The organism is Streptomyces sp. NPDC001868 (assembly GCF_040297125.1).
In the GTDB taxonomy this organism is placed as follows: Bacteria; Actinomycetota; Actinomycetes; order Streptomycetales; family Streptomycetaceae; genus Streptomyces.
The window spans coordinates 113,284-135,824 of the sequence record NZ_JBEOYO010000020.1 but is presented as its reverse complement, the minus strand read 5'-3'; the positions used below and the strand labels follow the sequence as shown (position 1 = coordinate 135,824).

General features: G+C 72.4%; 15 protein-coding genes and 2 tRNA genes. 6 read left to right on the top strand and 11 right to left on the bottom strand.

All coding sequences use genetic code 11. The annotated features are described in order from the left end of the window. Positions 1 to 115 precede the first annotated feature (115 nt). Entirely contained in the window at positions 116 to 316 is a 201-nt protein-coding gene (locus tag ABT147_RS23870) for a hypothetical protein (RefSeq protein WP_351409368.1), read from the bottom strand. Between the two features lie 172 nt (positions 317 to 488). Here ABT147_RS23870 and ABT147_RS23865 point away from each other — a divergent pair, with 172 nt between their 5' ends. The 4 genes from ABT147_RS23865 to ABT147_RS23850 all read left to right on the top strand — a co-directional run bounded on the left by ABT147_RS23865 (position 489) and on the right by ABT147_RS23850 (position 5,187). Further along, complete coding sequence (locus tag ABT147_RS23865) at positions 489 to 1,004, top strand: MarR family winged helix-turn-helix transcriptional regulator (RefSeq protein ID WP_351409366.1); 516 nt, start codon at positions 489 to 491, stop codon at positions 1,002 to 1,004. Positions 1,005 to 1,156: 152 nt separating this feature from the next. After that, on the top strand, positions 1,157 to 3,559 hold the full coding sequence (locus ABT147_RS23860) for an MFS transporter (RefSeq protein ID WP_502983143.1): 2,403 nt from the start codon (positions 1,157 to 1,159) through the stop codon (positions 3,557 to 3,559). A 92-nt stretch (positions 3,560 to 3,651) separates the two neighbouring features. After that, complete coding sequence (locus tag ABT147_RS23855; protein WP_351409362.1) at positions 3,652 to 4,470, top strand: YceI family protein; 819 nt, start codon at positions 3,652 to 3,654, stop codon at positions 4,468 to 4,470. Between the two features lie 246 nt (positions 4,471 to 4,716). Beyond that, entirely contained in the window at positions 4,717 to 5,187 is a 471-nt protein-coding gene (locus tag ABT147_RS23850; RefSeq protein ID WP_351409360.1) for a PPOX class F420-dependent oxidoreductase, read from the top strand. Between the two features lie 14 nt (positions 5,188 to 5,201). On the opposite strand, the gene ABT147_RS23845 is transcribed toward ABT147_RS23850, so the two are convergent. The 10 genes from ABT147_RS23845 to ABT147_RS23800 all read right to left on the bottom strand — a co-directional run bounded on the left by ABT147_RS23845 (position 5,202) and on the right by ABT147_RS23800 (position 16,174). Then, on the bottom strand, positions 5,202 to 5,963 hold the full coding sequence (locus ABT147_RS23845) for a TetR/AcrR family transcriptional regulator (protein ID WP_351409358.1): 762 nt from the start codon (positions 5,961 to 5,963) through the stop codon (positions 5,202 to 5,204). Between the two features lie 138 nt (positions 5,964 to 6,101). After that, entirely contained in the window at positions 6,102 to 7,595 is a 1,494-nt protein-coding gene (locus ABT147_RS23840) for an MFS transporter (protein WP_351409355.1), read from the bottom strand. Positions 7,596 to 7,783: 188 nt separating this feature from the next. Beyond that, positions 7,784 to 10,024 carry an ArnT family glycosyltransferase gene (locus ABT147_RS23835; RefSeq protein ID WP_351409353.1) on the bottom strand — a complete coding sequence of 747 codons (2,241 nt, stop codon included), beginning with the start codon at positions 10,022 to 10,024 and terminating at the stop codon, positions 7,784 to 7,786. Beyond that, complete coding sequence (locus tag ABT147_RS23830; protein WP_351409351.1) at positions 10,021 to 11,619, bottom strand: bifunctional glycosyltransferase family 2/GtrA family protein; 1,599 nt, start codon at positions 11,617 to 11,619, stop codon at positions 10,021 to 10,023. The genes ABT147_RS23835 and ABT147_RS23830 overlap by 4 nt, the downstream gene beginning before the upstream one ends. A 26-nt stretch (positions 11,620 to 11,645) precedes the next feature. Then, the gene (locus ABT147_RS23825) at positions 11,646 to 13,376 is read right to left on the bottom strand and encodes a sensor histidine kinase (protein ID WP_351409349.1); all 1,731 of its coding nucleotides are present in this window, start codon (positions 13,374 to 13,376) and stop codon (positions 11,646 to 11,648) included. Next, on the bottom strand, positions 13,373 to 14,113 hold the full coding sequence (locus ABT147_RS23820; protein WP_351409347.1) for a response regulator transcription factor: 741 nt from the start codon (positions 14,111 to 14,113) through the stop codon (positions 13,373 to 13,375). The genes ABT147_RS23825 and ABT147_RS23820 overlap by 4 nt, the downstream gene beginning before the upstream one ends. Before the next feature lie 291 nt (positions 14,114 to 14,404). After that, the gene (locus tag ABT147_RS23815) at positions 14,405 to 15,295 is read right to left on the bottom strand and encodes a DUF2797 domain-containing protein (protein WP_351409346.1); all 891 of its coding nucleotides are present in this window, start codon (positions 15,293 to 15,295) and stop codon (positions 14,405 to 14,407) included. Positions 15,296 to 15,433: 138 nt separating this feature from the next. Further along, positions 15,434 to 15,655: a hypothetical protein gene (locus ABT147_RS23810; protein WP_013002359.1), complete on the bottom strand. Its 222-nt coding sequence runs from the start codon at positions 15,653 to 15,655 to the stop codon at positions 15,434 to 15,436. A 156-nt stretch (positions 15,656 to 15,811) separates the two neighbouring features. Then, positions 15,812 to 15,884, bottom strand: a tRNA-Arg gene (locus ABT147_RS23805). Between the two features lie 199 nt (positions 15,885 to 16,083). After that, a tRNA-Ser gene (locus ABT147_RS23800) sits at positions 16,084 to 16,174 on the bottom strand. A gap of 237 nt (positions 16,175 to 16,411) precedes the next feature. On the opposite strand from ABT147_RS23800, the gene ABT147_RS23795 reads away from it, so the two are divergent. Together ABT147_RS23795 and ABT147_RS23790 are read left to right on the top strand one after the other, a co-directional pair. Then, complete coding sequence (locus ABT147_RS23795) at positions 16,412 to 17,011, top strand: SSI family serine proteinase inhibitor (RefSeq protein ID WP_351409343.1); 600 nt, start codon at positions 16,412 to 16,414, stop codon at positions 17,009 to 17,011. Positions 17,012 to 17,379: 368 nt separating this feature from the next. Continuing rightward, on the top strand, positions 17,380 to 22,455 hold the full coding sequence (locus ABT147_RS23790; RefSeq protein ID WP_351409341.1) for a hybrid sensor histidine kinase/response regulator: 5,076 nt from the start codon (positions 17,380 to 17,382) through the stop codon (positions 22,453 to 22,455). The last annotated feature ends 86 nt before the right edge of the window (positions 22,456 to 22,541 follow it).

Here is a 22,541-nt window from a genome sequence, read left to right as displayed (position 1 = left end):
CGCAGCCCCTGCTTTTCAGGGGCGCGGGGAACTGCGCGAGAAGCCCCACGCACCCGCGGCCGCCGATGAACCCGCACCCGGCAGACGGGTAGGCGCCCCTCCGCCGGGCAAGTGACTACGCCAGCGCGAGCCAGACCACCGCGGCCACAACAGCCACCGCCGCGATCACACCGACGATCACACCAACCCGCGGCTTGGAGGCGGCCTCAGCCGCAGCCCCCCGCCCCCCGGACGGCGTCTCGTCGACGAAGGCGCGGAACATCTGCGTGCTCCCCGCGGGGTCGTGGTTGCCCTGGGGGCCCTGGTTGTCAGCCATGCCCCGAGACCTTAGCGAATCGGGGAGGACGCGCCCAAGCGGGGTGGTCCGCCCACGACCACCCGAACGTTCTCCTTTGCCAAGACTTGAGCCGCGGACGCCCGATTTCATTTGCCTGTAGCAACCATCCACTCCTATGGTTGCCCTAAGCAACAACCACGGGAGGGACTCCATGGCCGGGCAAGCGCACTACGAGGAGCTGGTCCGTCAGCTCAGCGCCCTCGGGGCCGTGAAGCGGGAGCTCACCAGGATGCTGCCGCACGAGTGCCCCGGCGGATCGGCGGGAGTCCTGACCCTGCTGGGCCGGCACGGCGAGATGCGGATGAGCAGGCTCGCCGAACTGCTCGCGGTGGACATGTCCGTGACCAGCCGTCATGTCGCGCACGTCGCCGAGCGGGGCTGGATCGAACGCCTCCCCGACCCGCTGGACAAACGCTCCCGCATCCTGCGCCCGACCCCCGAGGGCCGGGCCGTGATCGCCGAACTGGACCGGCGCAGCAGCAGGCTGATGGCCGACCGGCTCAGCGACTGGTCCGACGACGAGGTCGGACAGCTCGCCCGGCTCCTGGGCCGGCTGCGCGACAGCTTCGACGCCACCGCGCCGCCCCGTACGGGAGCCGTACAGCAGCCTCGTACGGCCGTACAGCAGGTACCCGCGCCCACCAGGACGACCGGTACGCCCGCTTGAGAGGCCACCGCAGCAACCCGTACACCCGCAAAGAGCACACAGGAAAAGGAAGCCCCATGGCAACGACCACACCAGCCGGTGTGCGGGCTCACGCCAAGCACGGAGGAGGCACCGCCAAGAGTGCCCCCCACGGCGGTGGCGATCACGCCCCGATGACCCACCGGCAGATCATGGAAGCACTGACCGGGCTGCTGCTCGGCATGTTCGTGGCGATCCTGTCGTCCACGATCGTGTCGAACGCGCTGCCGGACATCATCAAGGACCTGGGCGGCGGGCAGAGCGCGTACACCTGGGTGGTGACGGCGTCGCTGCTGGCGATGACCGCGTCCACCCCGCTGTGGGGCAAGCTCGCCGACCTTTTCTCCAAGAAGCTGCTGATCCAGCTGGCCCTCGTGATCTTCGTGCTCGGGTCGGCCGCCGCCGGACTGTCCCAGCACGCCGGGATGCTCATCGGATTCCGCGCGGTCCAGGGCATCGGCATGGGCGGCCTCTCCTCGCTGGCCCAGATCATCCTCGCGGCGATGATCTCCCCGCGTGAGCGCGGCCGGTACAACGGCTACCTCGGCGCCACCTTCGCGACCGCCATGGTCGGCGGCCCGCTGGTCGGCGGTGTCATCACCGACACCAGCTGGCTGGGCTGGCGCTGGTGCTTCTACGTCGGCGTGCCCTTCGCGGTCATCGCCCTGATCGTGCTCCAGCGGACCCTGCACCTGCCGGTCGTCAGGCGCAAGGTCAAGGTCGACTGGGCGGGCGCGTTCCTCATCACCGCGGCGGTCTGCCTGCTGCTGGTCTGGGTGACCTTCGCCGGTGACAAGTACGACTGGGTGTCGTGGCAGACGTACGCCATGGTCGGCGGGACGGTCGCGCTGCTCGCGGTGTTCCTGCTCGTGGAGTCGAAGGCGAGCGAGCCGATCATGCCGCTGCGGCTGTTCCGCAACCGGACGATCGCGCTGGCGTCGCTGGCCTCGCTCTTCGTCGGTGTCGCGATGTTCGCGGGCACGATCTTCTTCAGCCAGTACTTCCAGCTGGCCCGCGACAGGTCGCCGACCATGTCCGGTGTGCTGACCATCCCGATGATCGCAGGTCTGTTCGTCTCGTCGACCGTCTCCGGGCAGGTCATCACCCGCACCGGCCGCTGGAAGGCCTGGCTGCTCGCCGGCGGTGTGCTGGTGACCTCGGGCCTCGCGCTGCTGGGCACCCTCCGGTACGACACCGCGTACTGGCACGTGGCGATCTTCATGGCGCTGCTCGGGCTCGGCGTCGGCATGATGATGCAGAACCTGGTGCTGTGCACCCAGAACCAGGTCGCCCCGAGCGACCTCGGCGCCGCCAGCTCGGTCGTCACCTTCTTCCGCTCCCTCGGCGGCGCGATCGGCGTCTCCGCGCTGGGCGCCGTCCTGAGCCACCGGATCTCGCACTACGCCGAGGAGGGCCTCGCCAAGATCGGTGTCTCCGGCTCCTCCACGGGCCACGGCGAGATCCCCGACCTGGACGCGCTGCCCACCCCGATCCGCACGGTCATCGAAAGCGCGTACGGCAACGGCATCGGAGACGTCTTCCTCTACGCCGCCCCCTTCGCCGCCCTCGCCCTCGTCTTCTCCCTCTTCATCAAGGAGGTCCCGCTGCGGACCACCGGAGCGCTCGCCCAGGCGGCGGACGTGCCGGAGACGCCGGAGGTGTCGCCCGCGCCCGCCATGGCCATGGCTTCGGTCGCTGCGGCCTCCGACGAGGACCGGGCTCCGGCCTCCGCCTCCGCCTCCGCCTTGGCCGCCGCGCCGGCATCGAGCAACGGTGGCGGGATTCCCGTACGGGGTCACGTCCGTGGCGCCGAGAACGCGCCCGTGCCCCGGGCCGCCGTCACCCTGATCTCGCTCGGCGGGCGACAGCTCGGCCGTTCGGTCGCCGGGGCCGACGGGGTCTACGCGGTGGACGCGCCCGCCGCCGGGTCGTACGTCCTGATCGCGGCCGCCGACGGGTTCCAGCCGCAGGCGTCCACCGTGGTCGTGGGCGGCGAGCCGGTCGCGTACGACATCCTGCTGAGCGGGACGAGCGGGCTGAGCGGTGTGGTGCGGGCCGCCGGGGACGGGCAGGGCGTGAAGGACGCCATGGTCGTGGTGACCGATGTGCGCGGCGATGTGCTGGCCAGTGGAGTCACCGGTGAACAGGGCGAGTTCGGCTTCGGCGAGCTGGTGCCGGGCGGGGTGACCGTCGCGGTGAACGCCGCCGGGTTCCGCCCGCGCGCGCTGCCCGTCGAGGTCGGCGGCACCGGGGTCACCCGGATCGAGATCGACCTGGCGGCCGGGGCCCGGCTCCAGGGGGTCGTACGGGCGCCGGGCGGGGCCTTGGCCGACGCCCGCGTGACCCTCGTCGACGCGGCGGGCAACGTGGTCGGCACGGCCACCACCGGTGCGGACGGGGCGTACGCCTTCACCGATCTGGACGGCGGCGAGTACACGGTCATCGCGACCGGTTACCCGCCCGTAGCCACGGCCCTGACGGTCGCCGGACCCGGCGTCGACGGCCACGACATCGAACTCGCCCACCCCGGCGAGTAGCCCCGCCGGTAGCCCGGCGAGTAGTCGGACCACCGGCCGGTGGAGCCACCCCCGCTCCACCGGCCGGTCGCATGCTGAGGAGTTGGACGGACATGGGACTGACCGCGAGGATCCGTACCCGGGACGGATGGGCCGTGTCGCACGCGGTCGTCACGGTGACCGACATGACCGGCACGCAGATCCTGCGGGCCGAGGCGGACGCCGAAGGGGGCGTGCACGAACCGGCGCCGCTCGCCCCCGGCGCCTACACGGTGATCGTCACGGCGGTCGGCTACGCGCCGTTCGCCGCGGGCGCGCTGGTGACGGCGAGCGGGCGGGCCGAGGTCGGCACGGTCACGCTCGCGCGGCTCGGCGGTGCGGAACTGCCGCCGCCCGGGCCCTGGACGGTCGACCCCGCCCACTCGTCCGTCGCCGCCATGGCCCAGCACCTCGGCATCTCCAGCGTCCACGGCCGGTTCACCGACTTCTCGGCCTCGATCGAGATCGCCCCGGCCCCGGACGAGGGGACCAAGTCCCGCGTGGAGGCGGTGATCCGGGCCGCCTCGATCGACACGGGCAACGCGACGCGGGACCAGCATCTGCGCTCCCCGGACTTCCTGGACGTCGAACGGCACCCGGAGATCACCTACGTCTCGACGGGCCTCACCCCCGCCGGCCCGGACCGCTGGACCGTCCACGGCGAGCTGGGCATGCGCGGGGTCGTACGCCCCGTCGACCTGGACCTCGCCTACCTCGGCACCGGCGCGGACCCCTGGGGCGGCACCCGCGCCGCGTTCCGGGCCACCACCGAACTCCGCCGCGAGGACTTCGCCATGAACTACAACCAGGTGGTGCAGGCGGGGATCGCGGCGATCGGGACGACGCTGAGGGTGGAGCTGGACGTGCAGGCGGCGCAGGGGCGGGGCGCGTAGTGCTCCCGCAAGGGGCGCGGGGCGCTCCCGCAAGGGGCGCGGGGCGCTCCCGCAAGGGGCGCGGGGCGCTCCCGCAAGGGGCGCGGAGCGCTCCCGCAAGGGGCGCGGGGCGCTCCCGCAAGGGGCGCGGGGCGGTATCGATGTGCGGCTCCGCCGCGTGGGCGCGATCAGCCACGACGCACCCGCACCCGCCCACGCACGGAACCCCCCGAGCTACTAGGCGCCCCTGCCCCTACGCTGGGCGCCATGGCAAGGAACATCGCGACCAACACCTCGGTCTCCCTCGAAGAGCTCCTCGACTTCGTACGCCCCCGGCACCGGGCACTCCTCCTCACCCGCCGCGCCGACGGCGGCCCCCAGGCCTCCCCCCTGACCTGCGGCGTCGACGACTCGGGCCGCATCGTCGTCTCCACGTACCCCGAGCGCGCCAAGACCCGTAACGCCAAGCGCGACGACCGCGTGAGCGTCGTCGTCCTCAGCGACGACTGGAACGGCCCCTGGGTCCAGATCGACGGCACGGCCGAGGTCATCGACTCCCCGGACTCGGTCGAGCCGCTGGTGGAGTACTTCCGCAACATCTCGGGCGAACACCCGGACTGGGACGAGTACCGGGCCGCCATGGTCAAGCAGGGCAAGTCGATCATCCGGATCACCCCGGTGAAGTGGGGCCCGGTCGCCACCGGCGGCTTCCCCGCGCACCTGGTGACCGGGGAGTAGCCGGCCCGGAACGATCAGCCCCGTTCCGCCATCACCTCGATGCCGGCGACGAGGGTCTCCAGGGCGTAGGTGAAGTCCCGTTCGCGCATCTCCTCGACGGTGTCGCCGCCGCGGGCCTCCATGAGGTCCGCGGAGTGCTGGATGACCTCGTGGGGTTCGGGGGAGTCGGACACGGCGCTCATGGCGTGCCGGAAGAACTCCTCCTGGGTCATGCCGGCGGTGGCGCAGCGCTGCACGAAGTGGCCCTCGATGGTGCCGAAGCCGTACACGAACTGGAAGACCGCCGCGATGGCCCCGGCCTGGCCGCGCGGGGGCAGCCCGGTGCGGCGGATCACGCGCTGCACGGCGAGCGAGAAGTCCAGCGCGTGCGGGCCGATGTTCAGGAAGGTGCCGGCGAGGGGTGACACCCAGGGGTGGCGGACCAGCACCGCCCGGTACTCCCCGGCCAGGGTGCGCAGTTGGTCCCGCCAGTCCTCGTCGGAGTCCGCTGGGGGCAGCCGCATCTCGTCGTACGCCTGGTCGAGCGCCAGTTCCAGCAGGTCGTCCTTGGTGTCCACGTACCAGTAGACCGACATCGCCGTCACGTTCAGCTCGGCCGCCAGCCGGCGCATCGAGAACCTGGCCAGCCCCTCCGCGTCCAGCAGCCGCACGGCCGTCCCGGTGATCCGCTCCCGGTCCAGCCCCGACGGCTGCCCACCCCGCCCGGCCCGTACCTTCCCCTCCAGCCAGACACTGGCCCGCGTGGGACCCTCGGCCCGACCGTCAGCCCTCACCATGAAGCACCTTCCGAGACGTGGCTCCTGCGTTCCTCCACTGGTGACGATGCTAGGCGTGCAGCGCGCCCGAAGGGGCGCGGGGAACTGCGCGATCAGCCACGACGCACCCGCAGTCGCGAGATCACAGAACCCCCCGAGCTATGAGGCGACCACCAACTCCGCGTCGGCCCTCTCCGCCCTGCGCAGCAGCCCCGCCGCCACCAACCCCCCGAGCAGCACAGCCACGGCCCCCACCAGCAGACTCGTCTGCAGCCCGGAGGCGAACGCGTCCACGATCCGCCCCCGCTCCGCTTCCGATCCCGCCGCCCCCAACGCCCCCGGCAGGGACACCGCCGCCACCGGAATCAGCGCCGCGAACCGGGAGTTGAGCACCGCCCCCAGCACGGCCACCCCCAGCCCGGTGCCGAACTCCGCGAGCGTGCCGTTGATCCCGGCCCCCACCCCCGCCTTGGCCGGCGGAATCGCGCTCATGATCGCGTGTGCCATCGCGGGGTTGGCGATCGCGCAGCCCACCCCGATCAGCATCAGCCCGAGCAGGGTCCCGGCATAACCGCCGGAGGCCATCGTGGCGATGGAGACCAGCCCGCCGGACATCAGCACCATGCCCAGCGCGATCGACACCGGCATCCCCAGCTTCGCCGTCCACTTCGCCGACAGCCCGGAGAAGTTGAGCGCGACGACGACCAGGGCGAGGGGCGCGGTCCGCAGTCCCGCCTCCAACGCGTCGTAGCCGAGGACGAATTGCAGGTGCTGGGTCAACAGGAACAGCGCGCCACCCATGCCGAAGGTGATGAGGACGGCTCCGGCGACGGCACCCGTGAACCGCCGGTCGCGGAAGAAGTGCGGGTCGAGCATGGGGTACGGGATCCGGCTCTCCCAGTAGGCGAAGGCCCCGAGGACGACCACGGCGACGGCGGCCGTGGCCAGTACCCGCCCGGACGTCCAGCCGTGCTCGGGGCCCGAGATGATCGCGTAGACGAGGGCGGTCATACCGATGGTCGACAGCAGCGCGCCCAGCAGATCCGGCCGGTCCCCCTGCGGGTTCTTCGACTCGGGGACGAGGGCGATCACGGCCACCACCCCCAGCGCGGCGACCGGCAGATTGATCAGGAAGATCGCGCCCCACCAGAAGTGGCCGAGCATGAAGCCGCCGAGGAGGGGACCGGCCGCGAAGCCGAGCGCGTTGACCGCGGCCCAGATGCCGATCGCCTTCGGCTGCTCCTCGGGCGCGAAGATCTGCATGGCGACGGCGAGGGTCGTGGTCAGCAGCAGCGCGCCGCCGACACCCATCCCGGCCCGCGCGGCGATCAACTGCCCGGTGGACTGGGCGAGTCCGGCCACCAGCGAGCCGATGCCGAACAGCACCAGACCCGCGATCAGCATCTTCTTGCGGCCATAGCGGTCGGCCGCGCTGCCCGCCGTGAGCAGCAGGCCCGACTGCACCAGCGAGTACGCGTTGATCATCCACTGGATGTCCGACGTGGCCGCCCCCAACTCCTCGGTGAGGGAGGGGATCGCCACGTTCAGCACGGTGTTGTCCAGCAGGACGGTGAGCTGCGCGAGACAGATAACGCCGAGGATCAGCCAGCGCTGCGGATGCCCCTGGGTGGAGGGGGCGGCGGGGGTCGACATGCTGTACACCGTAGAACATCTCCTATACGGCGTACAACGCACTTGTCGGCGACCTACGAAAGCCCTCGTCAGCGGCGGCCGAGAGGCGGCGGCGTACGAAAGGCGTCGGCGGCGGCGTACGAAAAGGGCGGTGGCCCAGGGGTTCATCCGCGCCCCGGGCCACCGCCCCGCCATCACCGCGCCCGGCGTTACTTCGCCTGCGTCAGGTCGTAGAACGTCGTGCCGTCGACCGTCACCGACTCGAAGTTCTCCTGGACCCAGGAGGTGATCTGCGAGGAGGTTCCGTCGCTGCTGCCGCCGCCGCCCATGCCGCCGCCGGAGCCGCTGGAGATGAAGTAGTGGATCTTGCCGTCCGCCGCGTACTCCTTGAACTCCGCGAGGGTCGGGGACGGGTCGGTGCCGTTGAAGCCGCCGATCGCCATGACCGGGTCGCCGGTGGAGAGCTGGTAGCTCGCCGCGTTCTGGGCGCCGATGGCGGCGGCGGCCCAGGTGTAGTCACTCGCGTTCTTCTCCAGCAGTTCCTTGGCCTCGTCGCTGACGGAGGTGCCGTTGATCAGGCCGCCCATGCCGCCACCGCCGCCACCCATGCGACCGCCGTCACCGTTCTGGGTCTGGCCGTTGCCGTTCTGCTGCCCCTGCTGGTTGTTCTGGTTGTTCTGGTTGTTCTGACCCTGCTGGCCGCCGAAGCCGCCGGTCGGGGGCTGGCCCATCTGACCGTTGCCCTGCTGGTTCTGGCCGTTGCCCTGCTGGTTGTTCTGGCCCGGCATACCGCCACCGCCGCCACCGGGACCGCCGCCCATGCCGCCACCGCCGCCCGGACCGCCGCCCCGGCCGCCCTGGACGGACGGGCCGGCCGTGACGATCGAGCCGGTGTGACCCTCGTCGAGGGTGGTGAGCGTGTACGCCGTCGGGCCGGCGAGGGCGGTGACGAAGCTCAGGCCCACGACCGCCAGGGCCAGCTCACGCCCCAGCTTGGCCACGAAGACCAGGCCGAGCGCGGCGACCAGACCGCCGACGAGCACGACCCACTTGAGCCAGGGCAGGTAGTCGGAGGAGCGGTTGAGGAGGACGTAACCCCAGACGGCCGTGGCGGTCATCGCGGCCGCCATGGTGATCGACGCCCAGAACTTGGTCCGCTGGTCCCAGAGCAGGGCCGCGCCCATGCCGATCAGCGGTGCGATGTAGGGGGCGAGGGCCACGGTGTAGTACTCGTGGAAGATGCCCTGCATGAAGCTGAAGACCACCATGGTGATCAGCAGTGAGCCGCCCCAGAGGAGGAAGGCCGCGCGGGTGGTGTCCGTGCGCCTGAGCTTCCGGGTGGCCCAGATCGCGGCGCCGAGCAGGATCAGCGCGGCCGGGATCAGCCAGGAGATCTGGCCGCCGATGGAGGAGCTGAACATCCGGTCCCAGCCGGTCTCGCCCCAGTTGCCGCCACCGCCGCCTCCCCCGCCGCCGACGCTGCCGGTCTCCTCGCCGTTGAGGCGGCCCAGACCGTTGTAGCCGAAGGTCAGTTCGAGGAAGGAGTTGTTCTGCGAGCCGCCGATGTACGGGCGGGAGGACGCGGGCCACAGCTCGACGATCGCGACCCACCAGCCGCCGGAGACGACCATCGCGAGCCCGGCGAGCAGCACCTGGCCGACCCGCTTCTTCACCGGGGCCGGTGCGAAGAGGACGTACACGAGCGCGAGGACCGGCAGGATCAGGAAGGCCTGGAGCGTCTTGACCAGGAAGGCGAGGCCGATGGCGACACCGGCCCAGACCAGCCACTTCGTCCGCGCCTTCTCCAGGGCGCGCTGGGTGCAGTAGACCGCGGCGGCCATCAGCAGCGCGAGGGCCGCGTCCGGGTTGTTGAAGCGGAACATCAGCGCGGCGACGGGCGTGAGCGCGAACACCGCCATGGAGATGAAGCCGGCCGTGGAGTTGAAGCGACGGCGTACGGCCGCCCAGAGCACCCCGGCGGTGGCGACGGCCATCAGGACCTGCGGGAACAGGATCGCGAAGGAGTTGAGGCCGAAGAGCCGCACCGACAGCGCCATCGGCCAGAGCGAGGCCGGGGGCTTGTCGACGGTGATGGCGTTGGCGGAGTCCAGCGACCCGAAGAAGAAGGCCTTCCAGGACTGGCTGCCCGCCTGCACGGCCGCCGAGTAGAAGGAGTTGGCGTAGCCGGAGGCCGTGAGGTTCCAGGTGTAGAGGCCGCCGATGAGGAGGAGGGTGAGGAGGAAGCCGGGGCGGATCCAGCGGTTGTCCTCCGGGCGGCCTCTCCACAGCCGCTTCGCGAAGGGCTGCCCGGGCTCACCCGATTCGGGGGCGGTGGGCTCGGCGGGCGCCTCCGGAACCACCGGTTCCTGGTGGGCTGTCGTCGCCGGCCCCCAGTCGGGCCCCGGGCCCGGACCCCCCGGTCGGCTCGTCGTCTCGAACTGCGTGGTCATCGTGCGTTCCTCGAATCCTGATCGTGCGGGGCCACCGGCCGCATCCGCATGGTCGCGTCCCCCCAGGTGCGGTCGTCCGCGGCTTCACCGGCGCGGAACGGGGTCGTGGTGGTCGTGCCGCTGGTCGTGCCGGTCGCGGTGTACCCGGGCTGGAACCGGTCCTGATGGCCGTACGGTCCCGGCTGCCCCGGCCGTACCGTCCCGGCGGTCGCGTGGACGGGCGAGGCGGGACGGTGCGAGGCGGGGCGGTACGGGTCCGGGTGGTGCGGGTCCGGGTGGTGCGGGTCCGGGTGGTGCGGGTCCGGGTGGTGCGAGGCGACGACGGTCGAACCCTCGGCGGAGGCGGGGAGGCCGTCACGCCTCTCCGGGAACACCCACGCCCGGAAGAGCAGGAACCGCAGCACCGTCGCCGCGAGGTTGGCGGCGATGAGCACCGCCAGTTCCGTGGAGTGCGCGGGGTCGGAGGTCGCCGCGTTCAGGGCGGCCAGCGAGCCGCTGGTGAGCGCCAGACCGATGCCGAACACCACCAGGCCCTGCGCCTGGTGCTTGACGACACCGCTCCGGCCGCGGACACCGAAGGTCAGACGCCGGTTGGCCGCCGTGTTGGCGACCGCCGAGACCAGCAGGGCGAGCGCGTTGGCGATCTGCGACCCCGAGAAGGTCCGGAAGCCGCTGTAGAGCAGCAGGTAGAAGAGGGTGGAGAGGGCGCCGACCACGCAGAAGCCGAGGAGCTGGCGGGCGAGGCCGCGCGGTACGTCCTGGATCTCGCGGTCGCGGGGGTCGTCCCCGAACGGCCGGGCGAGCCGGTCCAGCGCGAGGGACCCGGTGGCCAGCGCCTTCCCCACCCGCCAGACACCCTTGAGGTCGTCGGTGGCGGTCTTCACGATGTGCACGGTCGAGTTCGGGTCGTCGACCCAGTCCACCGGCACCTCATGAATCCTGAGCCCGGCGCGCTCGGCCAGCACCAGCATCTCGGTGTCGAAGAACCACCCGGTGTCCTCGACGAGCGTCAGCAGCACCTGGGCCACGTCCCGGCGTATCGCCTTGAACCCGCACTGCGCGTCCGAGAAGCGGGCCTGGAGCGAGCCGCGCAGGATCAGGTTGTACGCGCGGCTGATGAACTCCCGCTTGGTGCCGCGCACCACCCGCGAGGAGCGGGCGAGCCGGGAGCCGATCGCCAGGTCCGAGTGACCGGAGATCAGCGGGGCGACGAGCGGGAGCAGCGCGTTGAGGTCCGTCGACAGATCCACGTCCATGTAGGCGAGGACCGGCGCGTCGGACGCGGACCACACGGTCCTGAGGGCCCGCCCGCGCCCCTGCTGGTCGAGCCGGAACGACCTGACCTCGGGGAGCTCCGCCGCCAGCCGCGCGGCCACCTGCGGGGTGGTGTCCGTGGACGCGTTGTCCGCGATCGTGATGCGGAAGGCGTACGGGAACGTGCGCGCGAGGTGCTCGTGCAGTCTGAGGACGCACGGCTGGAGGTCCTTCTCCTCGTTGTAGACGGGGATCACTACGTCCAGGACAGGCGTACCGGCGTTTCCGGCCGGGAGGTGCTCCCGCGCCGGCAGGGTGCCGGGAGAAGAGTCGGTTCGCATGTGAACTACATTCGCGAGCCGCTCTGTTATGCCCGTGTGCTCACACTGTGGTGTGCCTGTGAGTCCGATTGCCAGTTTGTTGCGCCGGTCACCAGGTCGTTTCCGTCGAACTCCCCGTCCTGCTCACCGTCGTACCGCTCGTCGTCGAGCTGCCAGTTCGCGGCGTCGTCGTACAGCGGCACCTCCCGGCCGAGGGCCGGCAGATGCACGGTGAACACGGTCCTGCCGGGCACGCTGTCGACGGTCACGGCACCGCCGTGCGCGTCGGCCACGGCCTGCACGATGGCGAGGCCGAGCCCGGTCGACCCGGACACCCTCGACCGCGACGAGTCGCCCCGCGCGAACCGCTCGAACACGTGCGGCAGCAACTCCTCCGGGATGCCCTGCCCGTCGTCCTCGACATCGACGCACATCCACGGCCCACGCCGCTGGACGCGGGCGGTGACGGTGGTGCCGGGGGGCGTGTGCGTCCGCGCGTTCGCCAGCAGGTTGACGAGCACCTGCTGAAGCCGTGCCGCGTCGGCCGACACGAGCGCGGGCATGTCCGGCAGGTCGAGCCGCCAGTTGTGGCTGCGCCCGGCGACCCGCGCGTCGCTGACGGTGTCCACGACGAGGGGGATGAGGTCGGTCTGCTCGAACTGCAGCGGCCGCCCGGCGTCGAGCCGCGCCAGCAGCAGCAGATCCTCGACGAGCATGGTCATCCGCCCGGACTCGGACTCGATCCGCCCGAGCGCGTGCCGGGTGTCGGGCCCGATCTCCTCCCTGCCGCGCCGGGTCAGCTCGGCGTAGCCCCGGATGGACGCGAGGGGCGTCCGCAGCTCATGACTGGCGTCCGCGACGAACTGGCGTACGCGCGTCTCGCTCTCCTGCCGCGAGTGCAGGGCGCCGTGGATGTGGTCGAGCATCCTGTTGAGCGCCGCGCCCACCTGGCCGACCTCGGTGTGCGTATCGGTCTCGGACGCCGGCACCCGCTCGTTCAGGGTCACCTCGCCCGTGTGCAACGGCAGTTCGGAAACCCGCGTCGCGGTGGAGGCGACCTTGCGCAGGGGGCGCAGGGCGACACCGACGAGGACGGAGCCGGCGATGCCGGCGGCGATGAGACCGGCGCCGGTGACGCTGAGTTCCACGGCGATGAGGGTGCTGAGGGTGTTGTCGACGTCGGTAGTGGGCAGGGCGACGTAGTAGGCGCCGTTGTCACCGCTCCGGTACATCACGCGGTAGTCGCCGAGCCCCGTGATGGTCACGGTGTGGGCTCCCTCGTCCTTGGGGACGGTGTTCAGCTCGGCGAGCTGGTCCGCGCTCAGCGCGGCCGCCGTGGCGTCCTTGACGCCGTTGTCGGAGGTCGACTCCTTGCCGACCATGCCCTCGGTGGCGGTGTCGTTCTCGACCTTCGCCGCGATGGTGCCGATCATCGACTGCGGACCCCTGGTGACGAAGGTTCCCAGGTCCGGCGGACCGGTCTCCTTCTTGTTGGGGTCCCGCTCATCGTCGGGCTTGGGCTGCGTGGCGCCTGGAGGGGCGTTCTTGGGGCCGGCGCCCGCAGCACGCCCCACCACCTCGCTGACGGAGTCGTCGAGCTGTTCGTACAGATGCGAGCGCAGCGCCACGGTCGTCACCGTCCCGATGACGGCGCACACCACCGCGATCAACGCCACCGCGGAGACGACGAGCCGCGTACGCAGCGTGCGTGGCTGTCGTCCTCGCCCTCGCCGCAGCTTCGGCTGCCACTGCGTACGTGTCCGTCGTCGCCCGCTCATGACGCGGCGGGCTTGATCAGATAGCCGGCCCCACGCCGGGTGTGGATCATCGGCTCGCGCCCGGCGTCGATCTTCCGCCGCAGATACGAGATGTACAGCTCGACCACGTTGGCCTGGCCACCGAAGTCGTACGACCACACACGGTCGAGGATCTGCGCCTTGCTGAGCACCCGCCGCGGGTTGCGCATGAGGAACCGCAGCAGTTCGAACTCGGTGGCGGTGAGGTGGATGTTCGCCCCGCCGCGCGACACCTCGTGGCTGTCCTCGTCGAGCATGAGGTCACCGACGACGAGCACGGAGTCGGAGCGGCGGTCGGCGGCACCGGAGCGGCGGATGAGCCCGCGCAGCCGGGCGACGACCTCTTCGAGGCTGAACGGCTTGGTGACGTAGTCGTCGCCGCCGGCGGTGAGCCCGGCGATCCGGTCCTCGACCGCGTCCTTCGCGGTGAGGAAGAGCACCGGCACGTCCGGCAGCTCGCGCCGCAGCCGCCCGAGGACGGTCAGCCCGTCCATGTCGGGAAGCATCATGTCGAGGACGACGGCGTCGGGCCGGAAGTCCCGGGCGGTCTGGATGGCACCCGTGCCGTCCCCCGCACTCCGGATCTGCCATCCCTCATAGCGCAGGGCCATGGACAGCAGTTCGGTGATCGACAGCTCGTCGTCCACCACAAGCACTCGGACGGGGCTCCCGTCCGGCCTCAGCAGTTCGGTGCGCCCCTGGGGCGAGGTCGTGGTCATGCTGGACACCTTGTCGGGGCCCCCTGAGAACACCCTTTCTGGAACCTGTGATTTTTCTAAGAAACGCACAGGTACCTCTCAGGCAACCCCTGGGAAGAACCCCGACTTCTCGGACACCACCCCCGACGACCAGCACGTTTCTGATCGTTTCCACGGCATTCCCCAGGCATCCTCACCGCGGACCCACAGCTTCACGGCCACCGGCGCCACTGCCTCCGCACCCGCCCCTGACCCCGCCTTTATGCAAGCGCCGTCATGCTTCGCCGACCCCGGCCGCTGCCCGCTGCCCCCTCAGAACAGCCCGTCCTGCACGCTCCCGTCCCCTCTGCCCTTCAACTGCCGTACGGGCACGGTGAGGGCGTCATGGGCCCCGGCGCCGGCGGGAGCGGTCAGCTCCCACCCGGTCATGAGCCGCGTATCGAGGACGACGACCCCGCGCCCGGTGGCCAGATGCAGATCGGGCCCGGCGACGGCCAGGACCTCACCGCCCACGGCCCCACCCGCGACCAGCTCGCCCACCACACCGTCCGCGGCCGGCAGCCCGTCGAGCCCGAACACCCCGAAGTGATCGACGGCTTGGAACGGCACGGGCTCCAGCGACTCGGGCCACCCGGCGAGCCCCAGGGCCCGCCCGTGCAGCACCGCCAACTCCGCGACGCGCTCCTCGACGACGGCCGGAAGCCCGTCACGCACACCCCGCTTCTCGGCGTACGGAATCCGATCCGGCACCTTGAGCGCGGCCCGCAGCACCTCCTCGGCCCGCCGCGCGGCCATCAGCGGCCCCCGCCCGAGCCACCCGAAGGAGACCGCTCCCTGCTCCAGCAGCCGGGCCGATCCCCGCTCGACCGCCGTGATCCCGACCTTCACCATGCCGGGCCCGAACCACGCGAGGTAGACGTGGTACGGCCGCGGATCATCGGCGATCGTGTCGGCGGCCACGGAATGCGCCCGGTCGAGCCGCGCACACTCCTCGCACCGGGCGCCGGTACTGCGCCCCGGCACCTCCGCCCGCACCGGACACGGGTTCCCCCGAGCCCCGACGCACGTCCGCCGCCCCTCGCTCACGACCCCGAAAGCCACCGCCTTACCCCGCGGCAACGGACTCCCGCGTCCGCCCGCCCACCCCAGCAGCGGTCCGTCCGCACCCCACCGCAGCCCCGTACATCTCCACACGCGTGCCATCCCCCACGACATTAGAGGGCACCACTGACAACGCCTCCGACCAGCGAAGACGTTCTGCCCAGCCGGCTCAGGGGGGAGACGGCTCGGCGCGGGCCGGGGCTACGGGGCGCGGAGACCGACCCCGTACCGCCCGAGGCCCTACAGCTTGCTCATCTTGGTGTAGGGGCTCAAGATCCGCTGCCTCGCCGACCCGAAATCGACGAGCGCGGCGATCCCGTCCTCGATGCCGATCACCCGGCCGAGACCGTACATGTCGTGCGTGACCTGGTCGCCCACCGCGAAGTGCTTGGGAGGCGGGGCTACCGGGGCCTTGAAGGGACTGGTGGGCAAATAGCGCTTCGGTGCACCTGGCTTTGTCATTGCGACCAGTATGCGCCCACACCTGTCCCCCAGTCCGCCCCGTTCCAACCCCAGCCCGCCCCCGACCCCCTCCACCCACCCCCGCGGGGCCCCACGAACAGCACGAACAGCACGAACGCCGAAGGCCCCGGATCTCTCCGGGGCCTTCGGTCAATGTGCACTCGGCAGGATTCGAACCTGCAACCTTCTGATCCGTAGTCAGATGCTCTATCCGTTAAGCTACGAGTGCTTGTTCTGTTTTCTGCCGGTCCCGGTCCTTTCGGCCCGCTCGCGGCGACAGGAAGAACATTACATGACTGCCGTCGCCATGTGAAATCCGTTTGCCATACCCCTTGTGACCTGGGGATACAGCCGTCTGGGGCGCTATCGGGGCAGGGTGGGAACGACGAAGCCCCGGTCGGGTGGACCGGGGCTTCGGTGATCAAGCGCGGAGGCGGAGGGATTTGAACCCTCGATGGGATTGAAGTCCCAAACCGCATTAGCAGTGCGGCGCCATAGACCGGACTAGGCGACGCCTCCAGCACAACCTCCCGCGCGAGCGCGAGTGGTGCGTGCAGATGATGACACAGCCGAGTGGGCTGTCACCAATCGCCTCCCACGGTACTAGGCGGAGAGGCCGCAGGGCAAAGCCGTATGGCACGTCGGGAGTGGTGCGACGGGCCGGCGATGAGGGCGGAGGGGAGGGTCAGCGGGGAGGGGTGGAGACGGTGCGCGGCGGTGCCGCAACCGTGGGACGGGCGTGCCGTTAGTCAGGTCATGTTGCTGAGCCCTCCCGCCGCCCGCCCGCGGCCCTCCGACCACCCGCCCGCCGCGCACCCGCAGTCCTCCGACCGCACCCCAGCCGCGCACCCGCTCCCTCAGGCCGCTCCCTCCGGCCGCCCCGCCGCCCTGGGCCGGCTGTTCCTCGGTGCCGCCGCCTCGCTCGCCGCGGCCGCCGCCGGCACGCTCGCGCCGGTGGCGCCGGACGCGTACGCCGCCGAGGCGGTGTCGCGGGCCTCGCTGCCCATGCCCACGCCGGCCGCCGAGCCCGGGGACCGGCTGACCGTCACCGTGCGGGACGCCGGGGGCGGGGCGGACGGGACGTTCGAGCTGCGGTGCCATCCCCAAGGAGGCAGCCACCCGGACGCACGCGAGGCGTGTGGGCAGCTGGACCGGCGCACGACATGGGGGAAGGACCCGTTCGCGCCGGTCGGCTCCGGGACCATGTGCACGATGCAGTACGGCGGGCCGGCCACCGCGTACGTCACCGGGACCTGGGCCGGGCGTCGCGTCGACGCCCGCTTCGACCGCGGCAACGGCTGCGAGATCGCCCGCTGGGACGCACTGGTGCCCGTACTGCCGGACCTCCGCGCATAAGGAAGAAGGAAGGAAGAAGGAGGGACTCGCAAGGAACCACGAGGGAGCGAGGGAGCAAGGAACACGAGGGAGCAAGGGAAGGGAAACCAGCCACCCGGCGGGCGGCGCGGACAGCCTCCTCGACAGTCGCGCACAGTCCGTACATATGTGCCGCCGACAAAGCCGTCCGGCAAAACACACGGTCACGGCATCCCCGTCCGCACAGTCACGCCATCTCCGTATGTTCGGTGTGCGACCTCCCTCTCATCCGGCGTCGCGAGCGCAACCTCTGCCCGTAGACTCCCTCGCGTGACACGTGGTGGGTCGGTTGGCAAGATGGCCATGGGCCCAGCGGTCGGCAAGGTGCGGTAACAGGGAGGAAGCGTCTCGTGAGCAGCAGGCCATCCCGAGGCGCTGCTCGCCTCGCAGCCATACTGGACGCGCTGCCCGATGCGTTGGTGCTGGTCAACGCCAATGGGACCGTCGTCAACGCCAACACGATCGCCCTGGAGGCCTTCGAGACCCCCGGGACCGCGTTGGTCGGGCGCGGGTTGCTGGACCTGCTGCCCGAGTTCGACTCGCGGCTCATCCCGGGCTCCATGCGACGCCCCGACACCATGGACCCGACGGGGCGGACCAAGCCGACCCGGATGACCGCCCGCCGGACCGACGGCAGCGAGTTCCCGGTCGAGGTCACAAGCGCGAATCTGGAGAACGGGCAGCAGGCGTACGACGGTTACGGCTACGCCAATGACGAGCTGCTCATGCTGGTCGTACGGGATCTTTCGGGCACCGTCGACACCGAGGCCGAACTCGCGCGTTCGCAACGGCAGACCGAGATGATCCTGCGGGCCGCGTCCGAGGGCGTGGTCGGGACCGACACGGACGGGCGGATCGTCCTCGTCAATCCGGCCGCCGCCCAGATACTGGGTTATCGGGCCAGTGACCTCGGCGGACGCGAGCTGCACACCCTCGTGCTGCACTCCCGCGAGGACGGCGCCCCCTTCCCGTACGGCGAGTCGCCGCTCGCGGACACGCTGCGGTCCGGGCGCAAGCACCGGGTGCGCGGGCAGGTGCTGTGGTCGAAGAACGGCGAGAAGGTGTCGGTCGATCTGACGACCGCGCCGGTGCGTGACGGGGACCAGCTCGTCGGCGCGGTGATGACGTTCACCGACCGGCGGCCGTACGACAAGCTCGCCGAGGAGAAGGACGCCGAGGCCGAGACGCACGCGGAGGAGCTGGAGCGGCTCGCCAAGGAGCACGCCGAGGAACTCGCGGGCGTACGCGAGGAGCACGCCGCCGAGCTGGCCGAGCTGAGCGAGCAGCACGCCGAGGAACTCGCCGCCGGGGACGAGCGGTACGCGGCGCTCGGGGAGCGCGAGAAGGACCGGTACGAGGCGCTGGCCGCGCGGCACGAGCAGTTGCTCGCCGTGCTGGGCACCTCGCTGCGCGGCCCGCTCGACCAGCTCCGCGGTGAGCTGGGCACGCTCGCGGCCGATGACGCCGGGCAGTTGTGGCCCGAGGCCAACCAGGTGCTGCACCATCTGACCGCCGGGTACTCGCGGATCACGACGCTCATCGACAACGTGCTCGGCTATCAGCGGATCGACGCGGGCGAGGACGTCCTCGTGCGTACGGCCGTCATGCTCGACGCGGTCGTGGCGGCCGGTGTCGACGGCGCCGTGGAGCTGGTCGGGCCGGGCCGGGTGCAGTTCGCCGTGCACGCGCCGCCCATCGAGGCCGAGGTGGACCAGGCCCGGCTCGCGACCGCGCTGGCGCATCTCGTCGCGGATGTCGCCGGTGTCGACGCGACGGGCAACGCGCCCATGTCCACCGGCGGCTACATGGACAACACCGTCGTGGTGGCCGCCGCGCAGCGCGGCGAGGTCGTCCGGATCGAGGTGCGCGGGCCGTACGCCGGGGGAGACCCGGTGCACCAGCCGATCGTCCAGGGGATCGTGCGGGCGCACGGCGGTGTGCTCCAGACGGTCGAGGTGCCGGGGATGAGCGGCAGCGCGTATGTGCTGGAGGTGCCGCTGGGTGGCGGTGCCGGTGCCGTGCCCGCCGCCGCGGTGCCCGCCGTGGTGGCCGACTCGGGGGCCGTGGCCACCGGTGCCGAGGTCGCCCTGCCCGAACAGCCCGCCGGTGGTGGCGGGCGCAGGCGTGCGCGGCGGTCTTCGGTGGACGCGTTCCTGGAGAGCGAGGACGCTCCCGAGAGCCGCGAGGGCGAGGCCCCTGTCGCCCCGACCGGGCGGCGCAGGCGCAGGGCCGAGGACGCGGTCGGTGCCGGTGACAGTTCCGTGGCCGCGCAGGGTGCCGAGGCCGAGGGCGCCGGGGGTACCGGACGGCGGCGTGGGCCGGGTGCCTCGGGCGATGCCGCTGTTGAGTCCGTGGCCACCGAGGGCGCGGTCGTCACGGCGGCCGAGCACGCGGCGGGTGCCGCCGCCGTCGCCAACGGACTGGGCGGGACGGTGCCGCCGGGGGGTGTGCCCGCGCCCAGCGGTCGGCGCGCGCGCCGGGAGCCCGCCGCACAGAACGCACTGCCTCCGGCGCTGCCCGCGGGGCCGAGCCCCGCCGTGCCCGAGGCGACGGCCGCCGACTCCGGGTCCGGCTCCGGGTCCGGCTCCGGTTCCGCTGAGACCTCCGGCGCCCAGCAGCCCACCGGGCGCCGTCGACGTGCTCTCGGGAGCGGGGAGGATTCCGCCCCCGCGCCCGAGCCGGGTGCGCGGCCCGTCTTCGCACTGCCGCCGGCCGAGGCCGACCGGGGGCCCGAGTACGCGCAGGCGGCCGGCCTCGGTCCGGTCCCCCTGCCCGCGGGCCCGGGTGCGCCCGGCGCGCCCATGCCGATGCCGCTGCCCGCCGGAACCGCCATGCCCGCCATGCCCGCCGCGCCCGTGCAGGGCGGGGAGGGGTACGAAGCTGAAGGCGGCCAGGGTGGAGCCGGTGCGGGCGGGGGCGTCGTCCCTGCCGCTGAAGCGCACCCGGCACCCGCCGGGCAGCCGGTACCCGCCGGGCAGCCGGCGCCCGCCGCAGGAGCCGTGCAGGCCGGGGGAGTTGTGCCCGTCGGCGGGCCGGTTCCCGCCGCCGGGATCGGGCCGCAGGTCGCCGGGGCCGGGCAGCAGATGCCCCAGGGTGTCACCGGCCCGGGTGCGGGTCAGGCGGTCGGCGCGGGGCAGGGCCCTGATGCCGGTCAGGCCGCCGGTGCCGGTCAGGCGCCCAGCGTGAACCAGGGCCAGACGCCCGGCATGGGTCAAGTGCCCGCCGCGGGCCAGATGCCGGGTGCCCCGGCCGCTGGTGTCGACGACGGCCGCCATGACGCCGCGCCGCACAACCCGGCCGGCGACCACACGCCTCCACAGCCGCACCCGGTGCCCACCCCGACGGGCCGCCGCAGGGCGGTACGGCAGCCCGCTCCGCAGCAGGGCGACGGCGTCGCCACGATGGCGCCCGCGCAAGGGGTGCCCGCCCAGGGCGCTCCCGCGCAGGGGATTCCCCCCCAGGGCGGACCCGCGCAGCCGGTGCCCGCGCAGGGCGCTGCGGTGGCCGCCGCGCAACCCGCCGTGTCCGCCCAGGGTGTCCCGGGCGCCCCTCATGCCGTAGCCGTCCCGGCAGCGGTCGCCGCCCAGTCCGGTGCTCCGCAGGGGGTTCCGGTGGGCGCCGCACAGGTCGCTGCCGCCCAGGCCGCCCCCGGACAGCCCGGCGCCGGACACCCCCTCGCCGCGCAGGGCACCGTCCCGCCGCAAGGGGCCCCCGGTGGACAGCAGCCGGTGCCCGCGCAGGCCGGAGCCGTCGGGCAGTCCGTCGTCGTACCAGGAGTTCAGGCCGTACCAGGGGTTCAGGCCGTGCAGGGCGCGCACCAGCCCCTCGCCGCTCAGCCCCTCGCCGCTCAGGCCCAGGCCGCGACCCCCGGCGCACCGCAGCCGCAGCCCCAGTCCTGGCCCGACCCCCGCCACGAGACCTCCGGCGCCGGTATCCCCGTAGCCGCTCCGCAGGCGCCGCTGCCCCCGCAGTCGACCCCCTCCTCGGGCACCCCGCTGCCGCCGGAGGTCGCCGTACAGCAGCAGCCGCGCGCCGCGCAGCCGCTGCCCGCCGAAGCCGCGGCCCCTGCCCAGGCGAAGGCGAAGGCCCGCCCCCAGGCTCAGGCGACCCCGCCGGCCCCCGCACCCGCTCCGCTGGACCCCAACTCCACCCACGGCCGGGCGATCAGCGTGCGGACGCTCGGCCAGGGCGTCCCGTTCTCCCGCCAAAGCGGCCCCCAGGCGCAGGCGCAGACGCAGGGACAGGCAGCGGCGGGCACCCAGGCGCAGCCCCAGACCGGGGCCACGCCCGCCCCGAACCAGCCCGGTGGTTCCGGCAGGCGCCGCAAGCTGGGGACGCCGCCCCAGCCGACCGGCGACCGCCCCGAGACCGCCGCGCGCCCCCACCCGCAGTCCACCCTGACCAACGGCGCCGGTATGCGTATCGCCACCGGCCAGACCCCGCCCCCGGCCCAGCCGACGGCCCAGCCGCAGCAGCCGGCCGCGCAGGTGTCGCAGCCCTCGCTCGCCGGGCAGGTCCCGCTTCCGCCGCAGCCGTCCCTCGCCGGACAGTCCCGGCTGACGGGCCGTACGGAGGGTGCCGGGCGGTCGTACGCCATAGGGGCGCCCGACGAGAACGCGGACGAAGGCCCGGAGCCGCTCGACGGTCCCGGTGGCGCCGTGGAGGTCCCCGACCGGCCGCATCCGCAGCCGATGGACGACGAGTTGCCGCCGGAGCCGCTGGACAACCCGCGCCGGCTGCTGGTGTGGCCCGCGCCGGACGCGACGACCCACCAGGCGCTGAGCGACCGCGGCTACCGGCCCGTCATCGTGAACTCCCGCGAGGACGTGGACGCCCAGATCGCCGCCTACCCGGCCGCCCTGTTCGTCGACCCGCTGACCGGCCCCATCACCCGCACGGCACTGCAGTCGCTGCGCCAGGCCGCCGTGGCCGCCGAGGTCCCCGTCCTCGTGACGGCGGGACTCGGCCAGGCGACGCGCGAGGCGGCGTACGGCGCGGACCCGGCGATCCTGCTGAAGGCGCTCGCGCCGCGTGACTCCGAGCAGCACCCGCCGCGCGTCCTGCTCATCGAGGAGCACGCGGAGATCGCGCTCGCCCTGACCGCGACGCTGGAACGGCGTGGCATGCAGGTCGCCCGGGCCGCGTCCGACGCGGACGCCGTGACGCTGGCCGCGCAGATGCGGCCCAACCTCGTGGTGATGGACCTGCTTCAGGTGCACCGCCGCCAGGCCGGAATCATCGACTGGCTGCGGACGAACGGCCAGTTGAACCGCACCCCGCTCGTCGTCTACACCGCCGCCGTCGACCAGTCCGAACTCCCGCGCCTGGCCTCGGGGGAGACGGTCCTCTTCCTCGCGGAACGCTCGACGAGCACCGAGGTGCAGACCCGGATCGTGGACCTGTTGGCACGAGTCGGTACGAACTGAGCCCGGATACGGCAGCGGTGGGGGGGGGGGGGGGTGTCGATCAACCCCCACCCGCCCCACGCCCACCAACTAGTGGGACGGCGTCG